14 protein-coding genes, 1 tRNA gene and 2 pseudogenes are annotated in these 19,795 nt (G+C 70.8%); 5 read left to right on the forward strand and 12 right to left on the reverse strand.

The annotated features are described in order from the left end of the window. The first annotated feature begins 62 nt into the window (after positions 1-62). From hrpA to BA175_RS13260, 3 genes are all read left to right on the forward strand, one after another. Positions 63-4,010, forward strand: a complete 3,948-nt coding sequence (hrpA, locus tag BA175_RS13250; protein ID WP_069171485.1) for an ATP-dependent RNA helicase HrpA — start codon at positions 63-65, stop codon at positions 4,008-4,010. 205 nt (positions 4,011-4,215) lie between these two features. Continuing rightward, positions 4,216-4,290 (forward strand) — tRNA-Asp (locus BA175_RS13255). 137 nt (positions 4,291-4,427) lie between these two features. Further along, positions 4,428-4,799, forward strand: coding sequence for a DUF6274 family protein (locus BA175_RS13260; protein WP_069172094.1), 372 nt, complete (start codon positions 4,428-4,430; stop codon positions 4,797-4,799). A gap of 588 nt (positions 4,800-5,387) precedes the next feature. On the opposite strand, the gene bldC is transcribed toward BA175_RS13260, so the two are convergent. Together bldC and BA175_RS13270 are read right to left on the reverse strand one after the other, a co-directional pair. Next, positions 5,388-5,594 (reverse strand): developmental transcriptional regulator BldC, encoded by a 207-nt coding sequence (gene bldC, locus BA175_RS13265; protein ID WP_003949541.1) that lies wholly within the window; start codon positions 5,592-5,594, stop codon positions 5,388-5,390. A gap of 875 nt (positions 5,595-6,469) precedes the next feature. Next, a complete protein-coding gene (locus tag BA175_RS13270) occupies positions 6,470-7,315 on the reverse strand; it encodes a hypothetical protein (RefSeq protein WP_069171486.1) in 846 nt (281 codons plus the stop codon). Between the two features lie 176 nt (positions 7,316-7,491). Between BA175_RS13270 and BA175_RS13275 the strand changes: the two genes are divergently transcribed. Continuing rightward, the gene (locus BA175_RS13275; RefSeq protein WP_079159524.1) at positions 7,492-8,583 is read left to right on the forward strand and encodes a Leu/Phe/Val dehydrogenase; all 1,092 of its coding nucleotides are present in this window, start codon (positions 7,492-7,494) and stop codon (positions 8,581-8,583) included. Positions 8,584-9,029: 446 nt separating this feature from the next. Next, entirely contained in the window at positions 9,030-9,287 is a 258-nt protein-coding gene (locus tag BA175_RS13280; protein ID WP_069171487.1) for a DUF3073 domain-containing protein, read from the forward strand. A gap of 134 nt (positions 9,288-9,421) precedes the next feature. Here BA175_RS13280 and purM read toward each other — a convergent pair whose 3' ends face one another. The 10 genes and pseudogenes from purM to purS all read right to left on the reverse strand — a co-directional run bounded on the left by purM (position 9,422) and on the right by purS (position 19,589). Beyond that, positions 9,422-10,495 carry a phosphoribosylformylglycinamidine cyclo-ligase gene (gene purM, locus BA175_RS13285; RefSeq protein ID WP_069171488.1) on the reverse strand — a complete coding sequence of 358 codons (1,074 nt, stop codon included), beginning with the start codon at positions 10,493-10,495 and terminating at the stop codon, positions 9,422-9,424. A gap of 60 nt (positions 10,496-10,555) precedes the next feature. Further along, positions 10,556-12,082, reverse strand: coding sequence for an amidophosphoribosyltransferase (gene purF / locus BA175_RS13290; protein ID WP_069171489.1), 1,527 nt, complete (start codon positions 12,080-12,082; stop codon positions 10,556-10,558). A 761-nt stretch (positions 12,083-12,843) separates the two neighbouring features. Then, complete coding sequence (locus BA175_RS13295; protein WP_069171490.1) at positions 12,844-13,680, reverse strand: META domain-containing protein; 837 nt, start codon at positions 13,678-13,680, stop codon at positions 12,844-12,846. Positions 13,681-13,717: 37 nt separating this feature from the next. Then, positions 13,718-14,515, reverse strand: coding sequence for a maleylpyruvate isomerase family mycothiol-dependent enzyme (locus BA175_RS13300; RefSeq protein WP_069171491.1), 798 nt, complete (start codon positions 14,513-14,515; stop codon positions 13,718-13,720). 223 nt (positions 14,516-14,738) lie between these two features. Then, positions 14,739-15,077, reverse strand: a pseudogene (locus tag BA175_RS13305) (M23 family metallopeptidase); the annotation flags it as partial. A 162-nt stretch (positions 15,078-15,239) separates the two neighbouring features. Further along, a pseudogene (locus tag BA175_RS13310) lies at positions 15,240-15,727 on the reverse strand (M23 family peptidase); the annotation flags it as partial. A 40-nt stretch (positions 15,728-15,767) separates the two neighbouring features. Further along, positions 15,768-16,292 (reverse strand): ArsR/SmtB family transcription factor, encoded by a 525-nt coding sequence (locus BA175_RS13315; protein WP_069171492.1) that lies wholly within the window; start codon positions 16,290-16,292, stop codon positions 15,768-15,770. A 104-nt stretch (positions 16,293-16,396) separates the two neighbouring features. Then, a complete protein-coding gene (gene purL, locus BA175_RS13320; RefSeq protein ID WP_069171493.1) occupies positions 16,397-18,646 on the reverse strand; it encodes a phosphoribosylformylglycinamidine synthase subunit PurL in 2,250 nt (749 codons plus the stop codon). Continuing rightward, positions 18,643-19,323 (reverse strand): phosphoribosylformylglycinamidine synthase subunit PurQ, encoded by a 681-nt coding sequence (gene purQ / locus BA175_RS13325; RefSeq protein ID WP_069171494.1) that lies wholly within the window; start codon positions 19,321-19,323, stop codon positions 18,643-18,645. Before purQ ends, purL begins: the two co-directional genes overlap by 4 nt. Further along, entirely contained in the window at positions 19,320-19,589 is a 270-nt protein-coding gene (purS, locus tag BA175_RS13330; protein WP_069171495.1) for a phosphoribosylformylglycinamidine synthase subunit PurS, read from the reverse strand. Before purS ends, purQ begins: the two co-directional genes overlap by 4 nt. Positions 19,590-19,795 lie beyond the last annotated feature (206 nt).

Raw genomic sequence — 19,795 nt, forward strand, 5'->3', positions numbered from 1 at the left:
GACGCACCCCGCGTGAAATACGTTCGCCACTCCTCGCGCCCGGGTGAGATCCTGGGGTCCGTATGTCTACTTCCTTCGCCGATCTCCAGACCACGCTCGGGCAGCTCTCGCTCCGCGACGCGCAGCGGCTCGGCCGCCGTCTCGAGGGCACCCGCCGCATCCGCAAGCCCGAGGCCAGGCAGTCCGTGCTGGACGAGATCGCCGCGGAGGCCGGCAAGGCGGCCGAACGCCTCGCCGGGCGCGCCGGGCGGATGCCGGCTCTGTCGTACCCGGAACAGCTTCCGGTCAGCCAGAAGAAGGACGAGATCCTGGAGGCGATACGCGACCACCAGGTCGTGATCGTCGCGGGCGAGACCGGCTCCGGCAAGACCACGCAGATCCCCAAGATCTGCATGGAGCTGGGGCGCGGGGTCCGGGGCATGATCGGGCACACCCAGCCCCGCCGGATCGCCGCCCGTACGGTCGCCGAGCGGATCGCCGAGGAGCTGGACACCCCGCTGGGCGAGGCCGTCGGCTGGAAGGTCCGCTTCACCGACCAGGTGAACCCGGACGCGACCTTCGTGAAGCTGATGACGGACGGCATCCTGCTGGCCGAGATCCAGACGGACCGCGAGCTCCTCGCCTACGACACGATCATCATCGACGAGGCCCACGAGCGGTCGCTGAACATCGACTTCCTGCTGGGCTACCTCGCCCGGCTGCTGCCCAGGCGCCCCGACCTCAAGGTCGTCATCACGTCGGCGACCATCGACCCGGGGCGCTTCGCCAGACACTTCGGCGAGGCGCCCGTCGTGGAGGTCAGCGGGCGTACGTATCCGGTGGAGGTGCGCTACCGGCCGCTCCTGGAGGAGGACAGCGAGGACTCCGACCGCGACCAGATCACCGCGATCTGCGAGGCGGTGGACGAGCTCGGCTCCGAAGGCCCCGGAGACGTGCTGGTCTTCCTCTCCGGGGAGCGCGAGATCCGCGACACGGCGGACGCGCTGAACAAGCGCGGTCTCAGGAACACCGAGGTCCTCCCCCTCTACGCGCGCCTCTCGCACGCCGAGCAGCACCGCGTGTTCCAGCGCCACACCGGACGCAGGATCGTGCTGGCGACGAACGTCGCGGAGACCTCGCTGACCGTCCCCGGCATCAAGTACGTGATCGACCCGGGCACCGCCCGCATCTCCCGCTACAGCCACCGCACCAAGGTCCAGCGGCTGCCGATCGAGCGCATCTCCCAGGCCAGCGCCAACCAGCGCAAGGGCCGCTGCGGCCGCACCTCGGACGGTATCTGCATCCGGCTGTACTCCGAGGACGACTTCCTGACCCGTCCGGAGTTCACCGACCCCGAGATCCTGCGGACGAACCTGGCCTCCGTCATCCTCCAGATGACCGCGGCCGGCCTGGGCGACATCGAGAAGTTCCCCTTCATCGATCCGCCGGACCACCGCAACATCCGGGACGGCATCCAGCTGCTCCAGGAGCTCGGCGCGCTCGAGACGGCCGAGAAGACCCCGCAGGAGGGGAAGCGGGCCCAGCGCCTCACCCCGCTGGGCCGCAAGCTCTCCCAGCTGCCGGTGGACCCGCGCCTGGCCCGCATGGTCGTGGAGGCGGACCGCAACGGCTGCGTCCGCGAGGTCATGGTCATCGCCGCCGCGCTCTCCATCCAGGACCCGCGCGAGCGGCCCGCGGAGAAGCAGACCCAGGCCGACCAGCACCACGCCCGCTTCAAGGACGAGACGTCCGACTTCCTGGCGTTCCTGAACCTGTGGCGCTACGTCCGGGAGCAGCAGAAGGAGCGGGGCTCCTCCAGCTTCCGCCGTATGTGCAAGCAGGAGTACCTCAACTTCCTGCGCATCCGCGAGTGGCAGGACATCTACGCGCAGCTGCGCACGGTCGCCAAGCAGATGGGCATGCATCTCGAGGACTCCTCGGCGGACCTGGCCGCGCCCGAGCAGTCGGTGCACACCTCCCTGCTGGCGGGACTGCTGTCGCACATCGGGCTGAAGGACACCGAGAAGAACGAGTACCTGGGCGCCCGCAGTGCGAAGTTCGCGATCTTCCCCGGGTCCGCGCTCTTCAAGAAGCAGCCGCGTTTCGTGATGTCGGCCGAGCTCGTGGAGACCTCCCGTCTCTGGGCGCGGGTGAACGCCAAGGTCGAGCCGGAGTGGATCGAACCGCTGGCGCAGCACCTGCTGAAGCGGACCTACAGCGAGCCGCACTGGGAGAAGGACCAGGCGGCGGTCATGGCGTACGAGCGGGTCACTCTCTACGGAGTACCGATCGTCGCCCAGCGCAAGATCAATTTCGGCCGGATCGACCCGGAGGCGTCGCGGGATCTCTTCATCCGGAACGCCCTGGTCGAGGGTGACTGGCGCACCCCTCACCAGTTCTTCCATGACAATCGCAAACTCCTCGGCGAGGTCGAGGAGTTGGAGCACCGTGCCCGGCGCCGCGACATCCTGGTGGACGACGAGACGCTCTTCGATTTCTACGATCAGCGGATTCCGGAGCACATCGTCTCCGGGGCGCACTTCGACTCCTGGTGGAAGCACAAGCGCCGCGACGAGCCCGACGCGCTCGACTTCGAGCGCTCGATGCTCATCAACGAGAAGGCCGGGGCCGTCACCAAGGACGACTACCCGGACTCCTGGCGCCAGGGAAGGCTCAAGTTCCGGGTGACGTACCAGTTCGAGCCGGGCGCGGACGCCGACGGCGTGACCGTCCACATCCCGCTCCAGGTGCTCAACCAGGTCACCACGGAGGGTTTCGACTGGCAGATCCCGGGGTTGCGCGAAGAGGTGGTCACCGAGCTCATCCGCTCGCTGCCCAAGCCGATCCGCCGGCACTACGTCCCCGCCCCGAACTACGCGGCGAAGTTCCTCGACCGGGCCGTCCCGCTGCAGGAGCCGCTGCCGTTCACCCTCGCCCGGGAACTCCAGCGGATGGTCGGTGTTCCGGTCACGGCGGAGGACTTCGACCTGTCCCGCGTGCCGGACCATCTGAAGATCACCTTCCGGATCGTCGACGAACGGCGTCGCAAGGTCGCCGAGGACAAGGACCTGGAGGCGCTGAAGGTCCGGCTGCGCCCCAAGGCCCGCAAGGCGCTTTCCGAGGCCGCGGCGGCCACCGCCGGGCCCTCGGGCGGGTCCGTCGAGCGTTCGGGCCTCACGGACTGGACGATCGGCACCCTGAACCGGGTCTTCGAGACCCGGCGGGCCGGCCAGCCCGTGAAGGCCTACCCGGCCCTCGTGGACCAGGGTGAGAGCGTTGCCGTACGGCTCTTCGACACGGAGGCCGAGCAGCAGCAGGCGATGTGGCGGGGTACCCGGAAGCTGATCCTGCTCAACATCCCGGTCAATCCGGCGAAGTTCGCCTCGGACACGCTCACCAACCAGCAGAAGCTGGCACTGTCGCGCAATCCGCACGGCTCCGTCCAGGCGCTCTTCGACGACTGCGCGACGGCGGCGGCGGACCGGCTGATCGCCGCGCACGGCGGTCCGGCGTGGGACGAGGCGTCGTTCCGCGCGCTGTACGAGAAGGTCCGCGCGGACCTGGTGGACCTGACCGTCCGCACGATCGGGCAGGTGCAGCAGATCCTGGCGGCCTGGCAGGCGTGCGAGCGCCGGCTGAAGGCCACGAACAGCCTGGTCCTGATCAACAACGTCACGGACGTCCGCGATCACCTCGCCCGTCTCGTACCGCCCGGATTCGTCACCGCGACCGGACTGCGCAGGCTGCCCGACCTGATGCGCTATCTGGTCGCGGAGGACCGCCGTCTCCAGCAGATGCCGACGAACGTCCAGCGCGACACCACGCGCATGGAGAAGGTCCACGAGATGCAGGACGAGTACGCCTGGCTGCTGGAGCAGCTGCCGCAGGGGCGGCCCGTCCCGCAGGAGGTGCTGGACATCCGGTGGATGATCGAGGAGCTCCGGGTGAGCTACTTCGCCCACGCCCTGGGGACGGCACAGCCGGTCTCGGACAAGCGGATCGTGAAGGCGATCGACGCGGCCGCACCGTGATCCGGCCCGGCGGCACCCCTCCTCGGAGCCGGCGTGCGACGGTTCTCCGTACGGCCGCCGTACGGGGAACCGGGCCACCGCAGGGCTGTTGCCGGACCTCCGCGGGGCTGTAGCGCTCCCGCCACCCAGAGTGAGTTCGACCTGGCCCTCGCACCTCCTGTACAGTCTGTCTTCGCAGCCAGCCGCAAGGCAGCAGCGAAAACCTGGTCCTGTGGAGCAGTTTGGAGTGCTCGCCACCCTGTCAAGGTGGAGGCCGCGGGTTCAAATCCCGTCAGGACCGCAGTAGACGAAAGCCCGGATCCCCTGGATCCGGGCTTTCGTGCGTCTTGACGGCCGGATCCGACACGGGTAACCCGTAGGACAGAGGCCGCCCTGGTTCCGGTGCGGGACGGCCGGGTCCTCCGGGAGGTCGCCCGCATGCCTGCACCCACGGCACGGCACAAGACCCGCGCGCTGCTGCGCGCCCACCTGGCGGCCGCGTCCGGCTACCGCCACCTCACCCGCAACTGCCCGGTCTGCCATCGCCTCCAGGCGCTCGCCATGGAGCCCCTGACGCCCCCTCAGCCGCCGTACGTGCACTCCGGGCCGCGCAACGCGCCGGACCCGCCTTCGGCCCCCTGGACGCCCGTCGGTGCGGCGGAAGGACCGGCCGAGGCGACCGCCCGCCCACCCCGCGCCACCGCCGAGGGCGGGGACGAGCCCCCACGGGGGCACGAGGACCGGAAAGGGGACCGGAACGACCACCCCGCCCCCCGCCCGCCCGGCGGCCGAAGCCCCTCCACGACATGACGGACAGCCGCAGTCGTACGCCTCCGAGGGGTGGAAGGCTCAGGGAGGAGGGGTCCCGCCGGTGTGACGGGAGTCACCGAATTGGTTTTGCCAGGGGGGCACTTTACGCACTTCCTACAACGGGCGAATTTAATATGTGCAATTGCACTCCTTCGGGAGCACATCCCGGACCGTTCCCACCGAGCCCTCCCACGCCGCCGGGCCCCGGACGAACAGCCCCGAACAGGCACGCCCACACCCGCACACGGGCCGCCGGGAAACCGACCCGTCGGCCTGTTGTCGGCCCGTCGGAGCACCGGGGGCCGGCTACGGAACGGCAACGCGGCGGGCACCGGCCCACGCGGCGGCAGACAGCCTCCGGAAGGGGAGCCGGACCCGAGCGGGCGCCGGACATCCACGAGGGGAGGCCCTGGGGCACAAAAAAGATCGCGCTGGACCCGGCGGAGTCCAGCGCGATCGAACGACGCACCCGTGAGTCACAGGTATGACGCCCGTTGGGGCGGGCGTCCGTCATGTGGAGCTATGAGTGGGTACCGGGGGCTGGGGGGCCCTTCGGCAGCCCTGTGATGCTGCGGCGACAGGGGTGTGTCAGGCCTCGCTGCGCTGCTGCGGAATACCCGCAAGCAGTGCGCGGACCTCTGCCTCGCGGTACCGGCGATGCCCACCGAGCGTGCGGATGGACGTGAGCTTGCCAGCCTTGGCCCAACGGGTGACCGTCTTCGGGTCCACGCGGAACATCGTGGCAACCTCAGCCGGGGTCAGCAGCGGCTCGGCATCAGGGGTGCGAGCGGTCATGAGCGGCCTCCTCGGGAGAACCGAACCTTCTCGGTTCTTTCCTCTAAATTCTGCACCTTGACCCGCGTTGCCCGAAATGACGGACGCGGGCCGAGTCGGTTATAGGACGAACGGCTTGTCCTCGGCACTACAACTACACCATCCGTCCAGCCACGTCGGCCAAACCGATGGAATTGCCCTCCCAGGTGTTCATCAGCGACGGAAGCCGATGGACCATGCCATAGCGGACAGTCACGCTCCAGTGACGATCAGTCACAGAGCGATCAGGAGTCGTCAGAAGTCGTCAGACCCCCCATAGCGTGCAATGCTGAGCATTCCACCCATAGTTGGGCGGACAGAGTCTCCCCAGGACCCCTTGTCCTATTTTGGCATGAGGAGTAGGGAAGGACGCAAGGGCCCCGTTAGTGCTATCCATCACGCTTGAGGCAAAGGCCCGGTTCGGGACGTAGGTCCCGAACTCCGCCGGTCCACCTCCGGCCCCACCTGTTACACGCGTCACACAGGGCGTTCGGTTCACTGACCGTCAGTTCCCCTCAGGACATCTCCGTTCACCTCCACCCGAGCCTTCCGCCGCCCCGCGGGTTCTCCCGGGGCCCTCCCCCCGGGGGACCGAAACCCGCCGGGAGCTCTCGGCGCCCTGGATGCCGGACACCGTGCAGGATGTCTCTTCCCTCCCGATCGCCTGTCTATGCGACGGTTACGGGCACTTCACACTGCTTTCCCGCCGGAACCCGTCCCCGATGTCCCCGGGGACCGGCACGCGGCTCGGACACGGTGCACCTCAGACGCAGGAACCTCCGTGTCCCGACTCCCGGGGACGCCCAGCCACCGCGGCGAGGGGCGTGGCCGTCGCCGCGCGCCCGCCGGGGACGCCCTCAGTTGGCCGACTGCCGGTCCCGTACGGCCCGCCACCGCTCGGCGAGACGCCCGTACGCCACCCCCGCCGCGTCGGTGTCCCCGGACCGAAGTGCCGTGATGCCCTCGGCGACGTCCGCCGCCGAGCGGTCCCCCGCCAGCTGGTCGCCGGACAGCGCGTACACCAGGCCGCCGTAGTCCAGCTCGACCATGGCGTGCGGATGGAACTCCTCCAGCCAGCGCCCCACGTCCACCAGCCCCTCCGCGAGGGGCCCCTCGTCGACCGTCTCCCGCAGCGTCTTGAGCGCCCGCGCCAGCCGGCGCCGCGCCTGCACCATCGGCGTGCGGTAGCGCAGCAGGGGGCGGACCCCCTCCCCGTCCCGCGCCACGTACTCGCGCTCCTCGTCGTCGAACAGGACGAACCAGCGGACCGGGACGTGCCACACCGTGGTCCGGATCCAGGGACGGGCGTCCGGGTTCCGCTCCGCCCAGCGCTCGTAGTCCGCGGCCGCCTGACCCCGCACCACCGGCGGGAGCACCGCGTCCAGCACAGTGGCCGGAAACAGACCCCCCAGTTCGTCCAGCGCCATCCAGCCCCGCATCCGCGTCCGCCAGGGGCAGACGCACACGACCCCGTCCACGTCCGCGACGAAGGCGTCCCCGCTCTCGTGCACGGGCACGCCCACGGGCGGAGTGGGCACCAAGTCGGCCAGTGACCGCCGCAGTTCGTCCTGGGCGGTAGGCAGGTCGGTCCGCCGGGCGTAGCGCGCCCAGTGGGCGCGCTCGGGCTCGGGGAAGGCCGCGAGCGGCTCGTACACCCGCAGGTAGGACGCGTAAGGGACAACCACAGAGGACACCACCGGCATGCGGCAGATCGTGCCACGCCTGTACTCCGCAGGGGGGTGATCCCGGGCACTCCGAGGGATCTACGGGCCCGTAGGACTTACAGTCTTGCCCAGTCGGACCGGCCGTGCCGGCCGGTCCGAGGCCCTCCCCACCTTCAGGAGGGTCTTCCGCCGCTTCGTACTTGGGAGTCACCACAGTGACCGATGTGACCGGCGTGCCTGGCGATGTACTGCGAACCCTGTTCCACTCGGATCAGGGGGGTCACGAGCAGGTCGTGATCTGCCAGGACCGTGCCACCGGCCTCAAGGCCGTCATCGCCCTCCACTCCACCGCCCTGGGCCCCGCCCTCGGCGGCACCCGCTTCTACCCCTACGCCACCGAGGCCGAGGCCGTCGAGGACGCGCTGAACCTGTCGCGCGGCATGTCCTACAAGAACGCCCTGGCCGGCCTCGACCACGGCGGTGGCAAGGCCGTGATCATCGGCGACCCCGCGCTCATCAAGACGGACGAACTGCTGCTCGCCTACGGCCGGTTCGTGGCCTCGCTCGGCGGACGCTACGTGACCGCCTGTGACGTCGGCACCTATGTCGCCGACATGGACGTCGTCGCCCGGGAGTGCCGCTGGACCACCGGCCGCTCGCCCGAGAACGGCGGTGCCGGCGACTCCTCCGTGCTGACCGCCTTCGGTGTCTTCCAGGGGATGCGCGCCTCCGCCCAGCACCTGTGGGGCGACCCGACCCTGCGAGGCCGCAAGGTCGGTGTCGCCGGCGTCGGCAAGGTGGGCCGCCACCTGGTCGAGCACCTGCTCAGCGACGGCGCCCACGTCGTGGTGACGGACGTCAGCGAGGAGTCCGTACGCCGGATCACCGAACTGCACCCGGAGGTCGCCGTCGCCGCGGACACGGACGCGCTGATCCGCACGGAGGGCCTCGACATCTACGCCCCGTGCGCGCTCGGCGGTGCGCTGAACGACACGACGGTCCCCGTACTGACCGCGAAGGTGGTGTGCGGCGCGGCCAACAACCAGCTCGCCCACCCCGGTGTGGAGAAGGACCTTGCCGACCGCTCGGTCCTGTACGCACCGGACTACGTGGTGAACGCCGGTGGCGTGATCCAGGTCGCGGACGAGCTCCACGGTTTCGACTTCGACCGGTGCCGCGCCAAGGCCGCGAGGATCTTCGACACCACGCTGGCCATATTCGCACGTGCGAAGGCCGACGGTATCCCGCCGGCCGCCGCCGCGGACCGGATCGCCGAACAGCGGATGGCCGAGGCCCGCGGCCGCTGAGGCGTCACCGCCGACGGATCCCCCGCGGGACACCACCGGTCCGGGCGCCGGTCACCGGGCCGTCGCCCGGGCCGGGCCCGGACCGGTGACCGGCACGCCCCCGGCTCCCCACGCCCGCCCGGCCCCACCCCGCCGGACGGGCGTGGGGAGCCGGGACGGAGGCCTGGGAGGGTCCGTCGAGGGCCGGGAGCGCGAGGGGAGACAAGACTCACTCCGGTCGGCGGGTCGGCCGCCGGCAAGAGGTTAAACTCGCTGTTGACCAGCGAGGACGGGCTCCTCCACGGTCCTGCGGCAAGGCACGTGATGCGGGCGGCGTACCGTATGGCCGAGGAAGCAGGTACCGTTAAAGCCACGGGCGCGGTCTCTCAGCCGAGAGTCCGTCCCGAAACATGAACGCGTGTCAAGACTCTGGGGCCGTCGAGCCCCGTCACCGAGGGGGTCGAGCCATGGGGCGCGGCCGGGCAAAGGCCAAGCAGACCAAGGTCGCCCGCCAGCTGAAGTACAGCAGCGGCGGGACTGACCTGTCGCGTCTGGCCAATGAGCTGGGCGCATCGCCTTCGAGTCAGCCACCGAACGCTGAGCCGTTCGAGGACGACGACGAGGAAGATGACCCGTACGCACAGTACGCGGATCTGTACAACGACGACGAGGACGCGGACGAGGACGGCCGGTCCGGTCCGTCGTCACAGCGCCGCGGCGCTTGACCTCGCGCTGACACATCAACCCGGTCCGGGCCTGCCCGGACCGGGTTCTGTGCTGTCCAGGTCCGGACGGGTGGTGCGGGGCCGCGTCCGCCGGCCCCGGTAGGTACCGGGCCGACGGACGCGACGTCAGCTCGTCACCGGGCGTAGTCGCCGGTCAGGGCGGCGCCCGTGGCGTGGTCACCGCGGTCGGTGATCTCACCGGCGACCCAGGAGTCCACCCCCCGGTCGGCCAGCGTCGTCAGCGCCACGTCGACGGAGTCGGCGGGCACGATCGCGATCATGCCGACACCCATGTTGAGCGTCTTCTCCAGCTCCAGCCGTTCGACCTTCCCGGCCTTGCCGACCAGGTCGAACACGGCACCGGGCGTCCAGGTGGACCGGTCGACGGTGGCGTGCAGCCCGTCCGGTACGACGCGGGCCAGGTTGTTGGCCAGCCCACCGCCCGTGACGTGACTGAAGCCGTGCACCTCGGTCGTACGCGTCAGGGCCAGGCAGTCGAGGGAGTAGATCCGCGTGGGCTCGAGAAGCTCCTCCCCGAGCGTCCTGCCGAACTCCTCGACCTGCCGGTCCAGGGACCAGCCGGCCCGGTCGAAGACCACATGGCGCACCAGCGAGTACCCGTTGGAGTGAAGACCGGAGGACGCCATCGCGATCACGGCGTCACCCTTACGGATACGGTCCGGGCCGAGCAGCCGGTCGGCCTCGACCACGCCCGTACCGGCGCCCGCCACATCGAAGTCGTCCGGGCCGAGCAGGCCCGGGTGCTCCGCCGTCTCGCCGCCGACCAGGGCGCAGCCCGCCAGGACGCAGCCCTCGGCGATGCCCTTCACGATGGACGCGACGCGCTCGGGGTGCACCTTGCCGACACAGATGTAGTCGGTCATGAAGAGCGGCTCGGCACCGCAGACGACCAGGTCGTCGACGACCATGCCCACCAGGTCGTGGCCGATGGTGTCGTACACGCCCATCTGCCGGGCCAGATCGACCTTGGTACCGACACCGTCGGTGGCGGAGGCGAGCAGCGGGCGCTCGTAGCGCTTGAGCGCCGAGGCGTCGAAGAGGCCGGCGAAGCCGCCCAGGCCGCCGAGGCCCGCGACCTCGGGGCGCTGCGTCTTCTTCACCCACTCCTTCATCAGCTCGACGGCGCGGTCACCGGCTTCGATGTCGACGCCCGCCGCCGCGTAGGAAGCACCTGTTGTCTCAGACATTGCCCGGGATCTTTCGTGTGGGAGTACGGGGCTGGTGGGGACGGAGCCGGCCGGTCCGCGTCACGGACGGCGCAGCGCGTCGGCCGCCGCGGTCCCGGCGGGGCCGGCCGCCAGCTCGGTCTCCAGCAGCTGCTTGCCCAGCAGCTCCGGGTCGGGGAGCTCCATCGGGTATTCGCCGTCGAAGCAGGCGCGGCAGAGGTTGGGTTTGGCGATCGTCGTCGCCTCGACCATCGCGTCCAGCGAGATGTACGCGAGCGAGTCCGCACCCATGGAGGTGGCGATCTCGTCGACCGTCATGCCGTTGGCGATCAGCTCGGCACGCGTCGCGAAGTCGATGCCGAAGAAGCAGGGCCACTTCACGGGCGGGGACGAGATCCGGATGTGGATCTCGGCGGCGCCGGCCTCGCGGAGCATGCGGACCAGGGCGCGCTGGGTGTTGCCGCGGACGATCGAGTCGTCGACGACCACCAGGCGCTTGCCCTTGATGACTTCCTTGAGCGGGTTCAGCTTGAGGCGGATGCCGAGCTGGCGGATGGTCTGCGACGGCTGGATGAACGTCCGGCCGACGTAGGCGTTCTTGACCAGTCCGGCCCCGAACGGGATACCGCTCGCCTCGGCGTACCCGATGGCCGCGGGGGTGCCCGATTCCGGCGTCGCTATGACCAGGTCGGCCTCGACCGGCGCTTCGGCGGCGAGCTTCCGGCCCATCTCCACGCGGGAGAGGTAGACGTTCCGGCCGGCGATGTCGGTGTCGGGGCGGGCCAGGTAGACGTACTCGAAGACGCAGCCCTTGGGCTTCGCTTCTGCGAATCGAGAGGTGCGCAGGCCGTTCTCGTCGATGGCGATGAGCTCGCCCGGCTCGATCTCACGCACGTAGCTGGCGCCGCAGATGTCGAGGGCGGCGGACTCGGAGGCCACCACCCAGCCGCGCTCCAGCCGGCCGAGGACCAGGGGGCGGATGCCCTGCGGGTCACGGGCCGCGTAGAGCGTGTGCTCGTCCATGAAGACGAGCGAGAAGGCGCCCTTGACCTCGGGAAGCACCTTCGCGGCGGCTTCCTCGACGGTGAGCGGCTTGTCCTCCTCGTCCCGCTGGCCGGCGAGCAGAGCGGTCACCAGGTCGGTGTCGTTCGTCGCGGCGACCCGGGTGGTCCGGCCGTCCTTGCGGGGAAGGTCGGCCACCATCTCGGCGAGCTGGGCCGTGTTCACCAGGTTGCCGTTGTGTCCCAGGGCGATCGAGCCGTGCGCGGTGGCACGGAACGTCGGCTGCGCGTTCTCCCACACCGAGGCACCGGTGGTGGAGTAACGGGCATGACCGACCGCGATATGGCCCTGGAGCGAACCCAGAGACGTTTCGTCGAAGACCTGCGAGACCAGTCCCATGTCCTTGAAGACCAGGATCTGGGACCCGTTGCTCACTGCGATGCCCGCGGACTCCTGTCCACGGTGCTGCAGGGCATACAGTCCGAAATAGGTGAGCTTGGCGACCTCTTCGCCCGGAGCCCAGACACCGAAGACGCCGCAAGCGTCCTGGGGGCCTTTCTCTCCGGGGAGCAGGTCGTGGTTGAGTCGTCCATCACCACGAGGCACGCCACCGAGTGTAGGCGAGATCGACCACCGGTCCGAATTGGGTGGCCGCCCGGCGGGCGCCCCGGCCGGCAGGGCGGAGCGCTTCTCCCGGCGGTCCGGCCCGGCACCGGCACGTCACCCGGAGTGATCGCGGTCGGGTTCCCGAACGCCGTCCTCGGGAGGGTGAGGGCCCCCGGCGCCCGGCGGAAAGGCGTTACCGGCGGGTCGGGCCCGCCGGTGGCCGCGCTCCCGGAACGGCTCGCTCGTGGCACTCCGTGAGCCGGAACGTCCGGCAGCGGGGACGGCGGCGGCCCACCCGCTCCGTGGCGAGCCTCACACCGCGCGGCCGCGGGCGGAAGGCCTGCGGGCCACTCCCCGCCCCTGCTCCCGTACCGGCGAAAAGGACGGAACGCGCAGAACGGCTGTCACGGCGTGACCGGTCGGAACGTAGCGGACGGGTGGAAAGGGCGGAACGGCGACGAGATGCGCGAGCGCCCCGGCTGCGGACCGGGCCGGTTGGCGCAGGCGCTGCTCAGCCGCTGCACCGGGGTGGACGTGTCGGTGCGGGCGCCGGCCGTCGCCCCGCACGGGGTCGGGCTGGACCGCGGCCGGTGCCGCGCCGTCCGCGGAAGGCACGCACGCCGTCCCGGCACCGAGTTCGTCTGCGGCGGCGGCCAGGAACGACGCGCTTCCACCCTCCGCGCAGGGGCGGCCACGCACCCGCCTGTTCGTGTACTGGCGGGCTCCCGGCGTTCACGGCATGCGGGCGATCCGGTCCGCGGTCAGTCCTCGTCCGCCGGGGCGGACGCGTGGAGCCCCTCGCCGTTCGCCGCCTCGACCGACAGCGAGCGGTGGTCGATCCCGTACGTCGTCCTCCCCTCCAGGACGCGGAGCAGCGCACGCTCCAGTTCCATCTGCGGCCCCGGGCACATCTTCCGGGTGGAGGCGAGCGGTCCGAAGGTGATCGTGGAGCCGGAGACCGTCGCCCGGCCGTGGAAGGAGTTGCAGCCGAGGCCTCCCCGTACGGTGCCGTCCTCGCCGAAGGTGAGGTGCGCCGCGCCGTCCGTGCCCGGGGGCAGGGAGGTGGCGGTGCTCCCGGAGGTCAGCCCGGTCACCTTCCAGGCGGTGCCGGTGAGCGGAGCCGGTGGCTGCTCGACGAGGGCGACGGAGTCGCCCCGTGCCGTGGTCAGGGCCAGCGTCCTACGCTCGCCGCTGCCCGCCGTGTCGGCCTGGAGCTCACCGCGGAAGGCACGGCCCAGGGCCTCCTCGAAGCGCTGGACGTCCCTCTCGCAGCCCATCTCGGTGGTGGTGGCCGGGCCGACGGTGACCTTGGCGCCGTCGACGCGGGCCTCGGCGGTGAACCGGTTGCAGCCCAGACTTCCGGTGGCCCTCCCCTTCGTGTCGATCACGAGATGGGCGCCGGCCGGTGCGGGCGTCTTCCTCCCGTCGACGGTCAGGGAGGAGACCGTCCAGTGGACACCGGTCAGGGGCGGCTCCGTCCGTACGGTGCCGCTGCCGCCCCCGGATGCGCCGGATCCCGCTCCGGATCCGGACTCCGTACCGCAGGCGGCCAGGGTGAGGAGGGCCAGGACGCTGACGACGATCCGTGGTGTGTGCATGGCGATGGGACGGGCCGGCCGGGCGATCCGGTTCCCCTCAGCGCATCAGCGGGAGCAGCGGGCCGAGGTCGGCCCGCTCCCCACCGGCGCTGACCTGCGCCGCTTCCAGCGCCTGCGCCCACCCCGTACGGCCGGTCGCCAGCCGGGCCCAGGTGAGCGGGTCCGTCTCCACCACGTTGGGCGGTGTGCCCCGGGTGTGCTTGGGACCGCCGATGCACTGGACGACGGCGAACGGCGGGACGCGTACCTCGACGGAGCCGCCGGGCGCCCGGTCCGCGAGCGCGTCGGCGAGCAGCCGGGTGCAGGTGGCGAGGGCCTGACGGTCGTACGGGATGTCGAGGCCGGTCGCCCGGTGCAGATCGTCGGTGTGGACGACGAGTTCGACGGTGCGGGTGACCAGGAAGTCACCCAGCCGCATCGTCCCCGCCCGGGTCGTCACCAGCCGGTCACCGGCCGCGGGGACCAGCTCCGCGAACCGGGCGGCGGTCTCCGCGTACAGCGCGCCCAGGTCGGGCCGGTCCGTGGCCAGGTCCTGGGTGTGGCCGGCGATCTCCGCCGCGTCCCCGGCGGTGGAGAACGGCCACTCCAGCAGGGTGACCTCCGGCTTGGGACCGCCGGCCGGCTCCGGCAGCTCCATGGCCCGGCTGACCCGCTCCAGGGCCGTCGTGATGTGCGCCGCGAGGTCGCGTACGGTCCACTCCCCCAGCCCGGGCAGGGTCAGCTGCTCGGGCGTCAGGGCGGCGACGCCGTCCTTCACGTGGGCGAACTGGGCCAGGACCGCGGTCCGGACCTTGGAGACGTCGTAGGCGCGCGGGCGCTTCTTGGCCGGGGGCATGGGGGCGAGACTAGCTCGATCGTTGCCCCCGGGTCCGGACAGTCGGTCGTGGTCGGTCGCTCGTACGAGTAACCGCCCTACGTGCGGGCGGCGTTCGGCCGAGCAGGGGAGCCGGCCGAGGAACACGCGAGCTCGGCACGGAGGCCGTGCGGATGAGCCTGTCGCGTCCTGCTGTCCGGCAGGCGCCGCCGGACGGAGGGGACGTCCGGGACACGCCCTGGCGTCAGCCGGTGCCGGCGGGCTCCCCCGCCGTGAAGGTCTCCCCTCCGGCCGGCACACCGACCCCCCGCCAGGTGAACGGGATCCCCCGCGCCACGCCGAGGTCAGGGTGGTCCATCAGCTGGAAGTGCAGGTGCGGCTCGGTGGAGTTGCCGGAGTTGCCGCAGCGCGCGAGCTGCCGGCCGGCCCGGACGGTGTCCCCCGCCTTCACCAGGAGGGAGCTGCGCCGGAGATGGGCGTACGCGGCGTAGACACCGTCCCCGAGGTCGAGGACGACGTGGTTGCCGACGACCCTGCGCGCGCCGGCCAGGTCCCGGACGGTTGCCTCGGCCAGCAGGAGGTAAGGCCTGTCCCGCACTTCCCGGTGGATCAGCGTGCGGCGTCAGATGCGGGGCATCGCAAGGCGGAGGGACGTCCGCATACTGGATGTATGGGGACGTTCCGACAACGCGGCGAGGTGCCGTAGCTGTCGTCGCACGCCCGCCGGGAACTGCGGGACAGGCCTTAGGCCAGCGCAGGGCCGGAATCACGGCTGGGGTGGTCGCGCTGCCCGTCGCTCGCGTGCACCACCGTGGCGTCCGCCACGGCGACGACGGGAGCGCCGAAGGCCGGGAAGTCGCGGTTCGGGCGGGCGACCGGCCACAGCCACCGGAACGCCGGGCGGCTCCCCTCCTCCGGATCGGCGACGAGGTCGATCGCGTACGTCTGCCCGTAGCCCTGGGTGCCGTGGCTGAGCATCCTGTCGGCGGGACTGTTGCGCGCGGTCCAGCGGCCGGTCACGGGCGGTCCGGTCTCCACGGCGGGCCGGGCCTTCGCCAGGCCGGCCCGGCTGCGGCGGTTCACCAGGACCCCGATGGCCACGGCGGCCGCCGCGGGGACGAAGGCCGCCCCGTACGGAAACGGCGGATCGCCGAGGAGGCTCACCGGCACCAGGGCCAGGAAGGCGAGCCAGCAGCAGCGGTACAGCAGCATCGCGGCCTTACGTACGGGCATGGTGTCCCTCCTTGCTCTCGGCGTCCACGGCGTACGGGTCTCAGGGCCGGGCGGCCGTGAGCACCACCAGCAGCGGCACGACCCGCGCACCCGGCACCTCGTACCGCCCCCGGCCCGCCGTCTGCAGCCAGCCCGCGGCCGTGAGCAGACGCAGATGGTGGTAGATCTGGCCGGTGGTGCCCGTCTCGTCCAGCCCGGCCAGCTCCGCGGCGGTGCGGCGGCCGCCGAGGATCTCGCGGAGTAACCGCAGCCGCACCGGGTGGCCGAGGGCGGCCAGGGGCTCGGCGGCCTCCGACCAGTCCGGGCGGTCCTCGTCCGCACCCAGCAGCCCCGCGGTGAGAGCGCCGTACTGCCACTCGTACCGCTCGCCGGCCGGAAGCCGGACGGCGCCGGTGAACAGCACCCCGCCGTCGGCGGCGGCGTCCCCGACCCTGTCGAGCTGGTCCTTCAGCCCGTCCAGCGCCCAGAAGTCGCCGTCCCCCAGCTCGGGGGCTCCTCGGTCCCCGGCCGATTCCAGTGCCGCGATCCGGCGCTCCAGCTCGGCCACACGTTCCTCGAGCTCCATGACCACCACCTTACGTAGTTACGTAATGTTCATCAACAGGTAGCGCGCCGCACGTCGAAGCCCCCGCCAGGTCGACCCGGGCGGGGGCTTCGGAGCAGGCGGAACTAGGCGAACAGACCCTTCAGGGTCCCCTCGTGCGCCGTGCGCAGCTCACCCAGCGCGATGCTGAACTCGCCCTGGACCTCGATCTCCTCGCCGTCCACGACACCGATGCGGGTGACGGGCAGGGCCCGCGCCCCGCACATGTCGGTGAAGCGGAGCTCCTCGCTGCGGGGAACCGAGACGACCGCGCGCCCCGCCGACTCCGAGAAGAGGAAGGTGAAGGCGTCGAGACCGTCCGGCACGACCAGCCGGGCACCCTTCCCGCCCCGCAGGCAGGACTCGGTGACCGCCTGGATCAGACCGCCGTCGGAGAGGTCGTGCGCCGCGTCGATCATGCCGTCGCGCGAGGCCGAGATCAGGATCTCGCCGAGCAGCTTCTCGCGGCTCAGGTCGACCTTGGGGGGCATGCCGCCGAGGTGCCGGTGGATCACCTCGGACCACGCCGAGCCGCCGAACTCCTCGTGCGTGTCACCGAGCAGGTAGAGGAGCTGGCCCTCCTTCGCGAAGGCGACCGGCGTACGGCGGGTGACGTCGTCGATCACACCGAGCACGGCGACGACCGGCGTCGGGTGGATCGCCGTCTCACCGGTCTGGTTGTACAGCGAGACGTTGCCGCCGGTGACCGGGGTGCCCAGCTCCAGGCAGCCGTCCGCGAGGCCGCGGGTGGCCTCGGCGAACTGCCACATGACGTCCGGGTCCTCGGGCGAACCGAAGTTGAGGCAGTCCGAGATGGCGAGCGGCCTGGCACCGGACGCGGCGACGTTGCGGTACGACTCCGCCAGCGCGAGCTGCGCGCCCGTGTACGGGTCGAGCTTCGCGTAGCGGCCGTTGCCGTCGGTCGCCATGGCCACGCCCAGGTTCGACTCCTCGTCGATCCGGACCATGCCGGCGTCCTCGGGCATCGCGAGCACGGTGTTGCCCTGCACGAAGCGGTCGTACTGGTCGGTGATCCAGGACTTGGAGGCCTGGTTCGGGGAGGCCACCAGTTTGAGGACCTGCTCGCGCAGCTCGGCGCCGTCCGCCGGGCGGGCCAGCTTGCCGGCGTCGTCGGCCTGCAGCGCGTCCTGACAGGAGGGCCGCGCGAACGGGCGGTGGTACGTGGGGCCCTCGTGGGCGACCGACCGCGGGGGAACGTCGACGATCTGCTCGCCGTGCCAGAAGATCTCCAGCTGCGAGCCCTCGGTCACCTCACCGATGACGGTGGCGATGACGTCCCACTTCTCGCAGATCTCCAGGAAGCGGTCCACGTGCTGCGGCTCGACGATCGCGCACATGCGCTCCTGCGACTCGCTCATGAGGATCTCCTCGGGCGAGAGCGAGGAGTCGCGCAGCGGCACGGTGTCCAGCTCGACGCGCATGCCGCCGGACCCCGCGGAGGCCAGCTCGCTCGTGGCGCAGGAGAGCCCGGCGCCGCCGAGGTCCTGGATGCCCGCGACGAGCTTCTCCTTGAAGATCTCCAGGGTGCACTCGATGAGGAGCTTCTCCTGGAACGGGTCGCCGACCTGGACGGCCGGGCGCTTCGCCGGGCCGGTCGACTCGAAGGTCTCGGAGGCCAGGACGGAGACGCCGCCGATGCCGTCGCCGCCGGTACGGGCGCCGTACAGGATGACCTTGTTGCCGGGGCCCGAGGCCTTGGCGAGGTGGATGTCCTCGTGCTTCATGACACCGATGCAGCCGGCGTTGACGAGGGGGTTGCCCTGGTAGCACTCGTCGAAGACCACCTCACCGCCGATGTTCGGCAGGCCCAGGCAGTTGCCGTAGCCGCCGATGCCCGCGACGACGCCGGGCAGGACGCGGCGGGTGTCGGGGTGGTCGGCCGCACCGAAGCGCAGCGGGTCGACGACCGCGACCGGACGGGCGCCCATGGCGAGGATGTCGCGGACGATGCCGCCGACGCCGGTGGCGGCGCCCTGGTAGGGCTCGATGTACGAGGGGTGGTTGTGCGACTCGACCTTGAAGGTGACCGCGTACCCCTGGCCGACGTCGACCACACCGGCGTTCTCGCCGATGCCGACGAGCATCGCGTCGTTGGCGGGGACCTTCTCACCGAACTGCTTGAGGTGGACCTTGCTGCTCTTGTACGAGCAGTGTTCGGACCACATCACGGAGTACATGGCGAGCTCGGCGCCGGTGGGGCGGCGGCCCAGGATCTCGCGGATCCGGGCGTACTCGTCCTCCTTGAGGCCGAGTTCCTTCCAGGGCTGCCCGGTGTCCGGGGTTTCGGCCGCGTGCTTGACCGTGTCCAGGCTCATGCGTTGACCAGCTTCTTGATGATCGAGGTGAAGAAACCGAGGCCGTCGGTGCGGCCGGTACCGACCAGCGGCTCGACGGCGTGCTCGGGGTGCGGCATCAGGCCGACGACGTTGCCCGCCGCGTTGGTGATGCCGGCGATGTCCCGCAGCGAACCGTTCGGGTTCCCGTCGAGGTAGCGGAAGGCGACGCGGCCCTCGGCCTCGAGCTCGTCGAGCGTGTGCTCGTCGGCGGTGTAGCGGCCGTCCATGTTCTTCAGCGGTACGGAGATCTCCTGGCCCGCGGAGTAGTCGGAGGTCCAGGACGTCTCCGCGTTCTCCACCCGCAGCTTCTGGTCGCGGCAGATGAAGTGGAGGTGGTTGTTGCGCAGCATGGCGCCGGGCAGCAGGTGCGCCTCGGTCAGGATCTGGAAGCCGTTGCAGATTCCGAGGACCGGCATCCCGGCCTTCGCCTCGGTGATGACCGTCTCCATCACCGGGGAGAAACGGGAGATGGCTCCGGCGCGCAGATAGTCGCCGTAGGAGAAGCCCCCTGCGAGGACCACCGCGTCGACCTGGTGCAGGCCCTTGTCGCGGTGCCAGAGGGATACGGGTTCGGCCCCGGCGAGCCGGACGGCACGCAGGGCGTCCCGGTCGTCGAGCGTGCCGGGAAAGGTGACGACTCCGATACGAGCGGTCACTTCGGCTCCTCGGACTTCTCGTCCGTCTCGATCCTGACGGTGAAGTCCTCGATGACGGTGTTGGCGAGGAAGGTCTCCGCCAGCTCGTCGATGCGGGCGAGGGCTGCGGCATCCACCGGCCCCTCGACCTCGAGCTCGAAACGCTTTCCCTGACGTACGTCCGCGATTCCGTCGAAGCCGAGACGGGGCAGTGCGCGCTGCACAGCCTGTCCCTGCGGGTCGAGGATCTCCGGCTTGAGCATGACGTCGACTACGACGCGTGCCACTGGCACTCCCGGTGGTGTGGTGCGGCTGTGTCTCCGAGGGGTTCCCCAGATCCCCGCGGGTCCACTCAGCGTACCTGGCCAGAAATTCTACGCGGGTAGATATCCGAGTACCACGATCACGCCGAGATATCGACAGCCACACCACGAAGGAAAAGACCTGGAAAAAAATCTTCACCCCGATTGCACCCGGACACGCGGATGCAATT

Source organism: Streptomyces griseus, from assembly GCF_001715295.1.
Taxonomy (GTDB): Bacteria; Actinomycetota; Actinomycetes; order Streptomycetales; family Streptomycetaceae; genus Streptomyces; species Streptomyces griseus_G.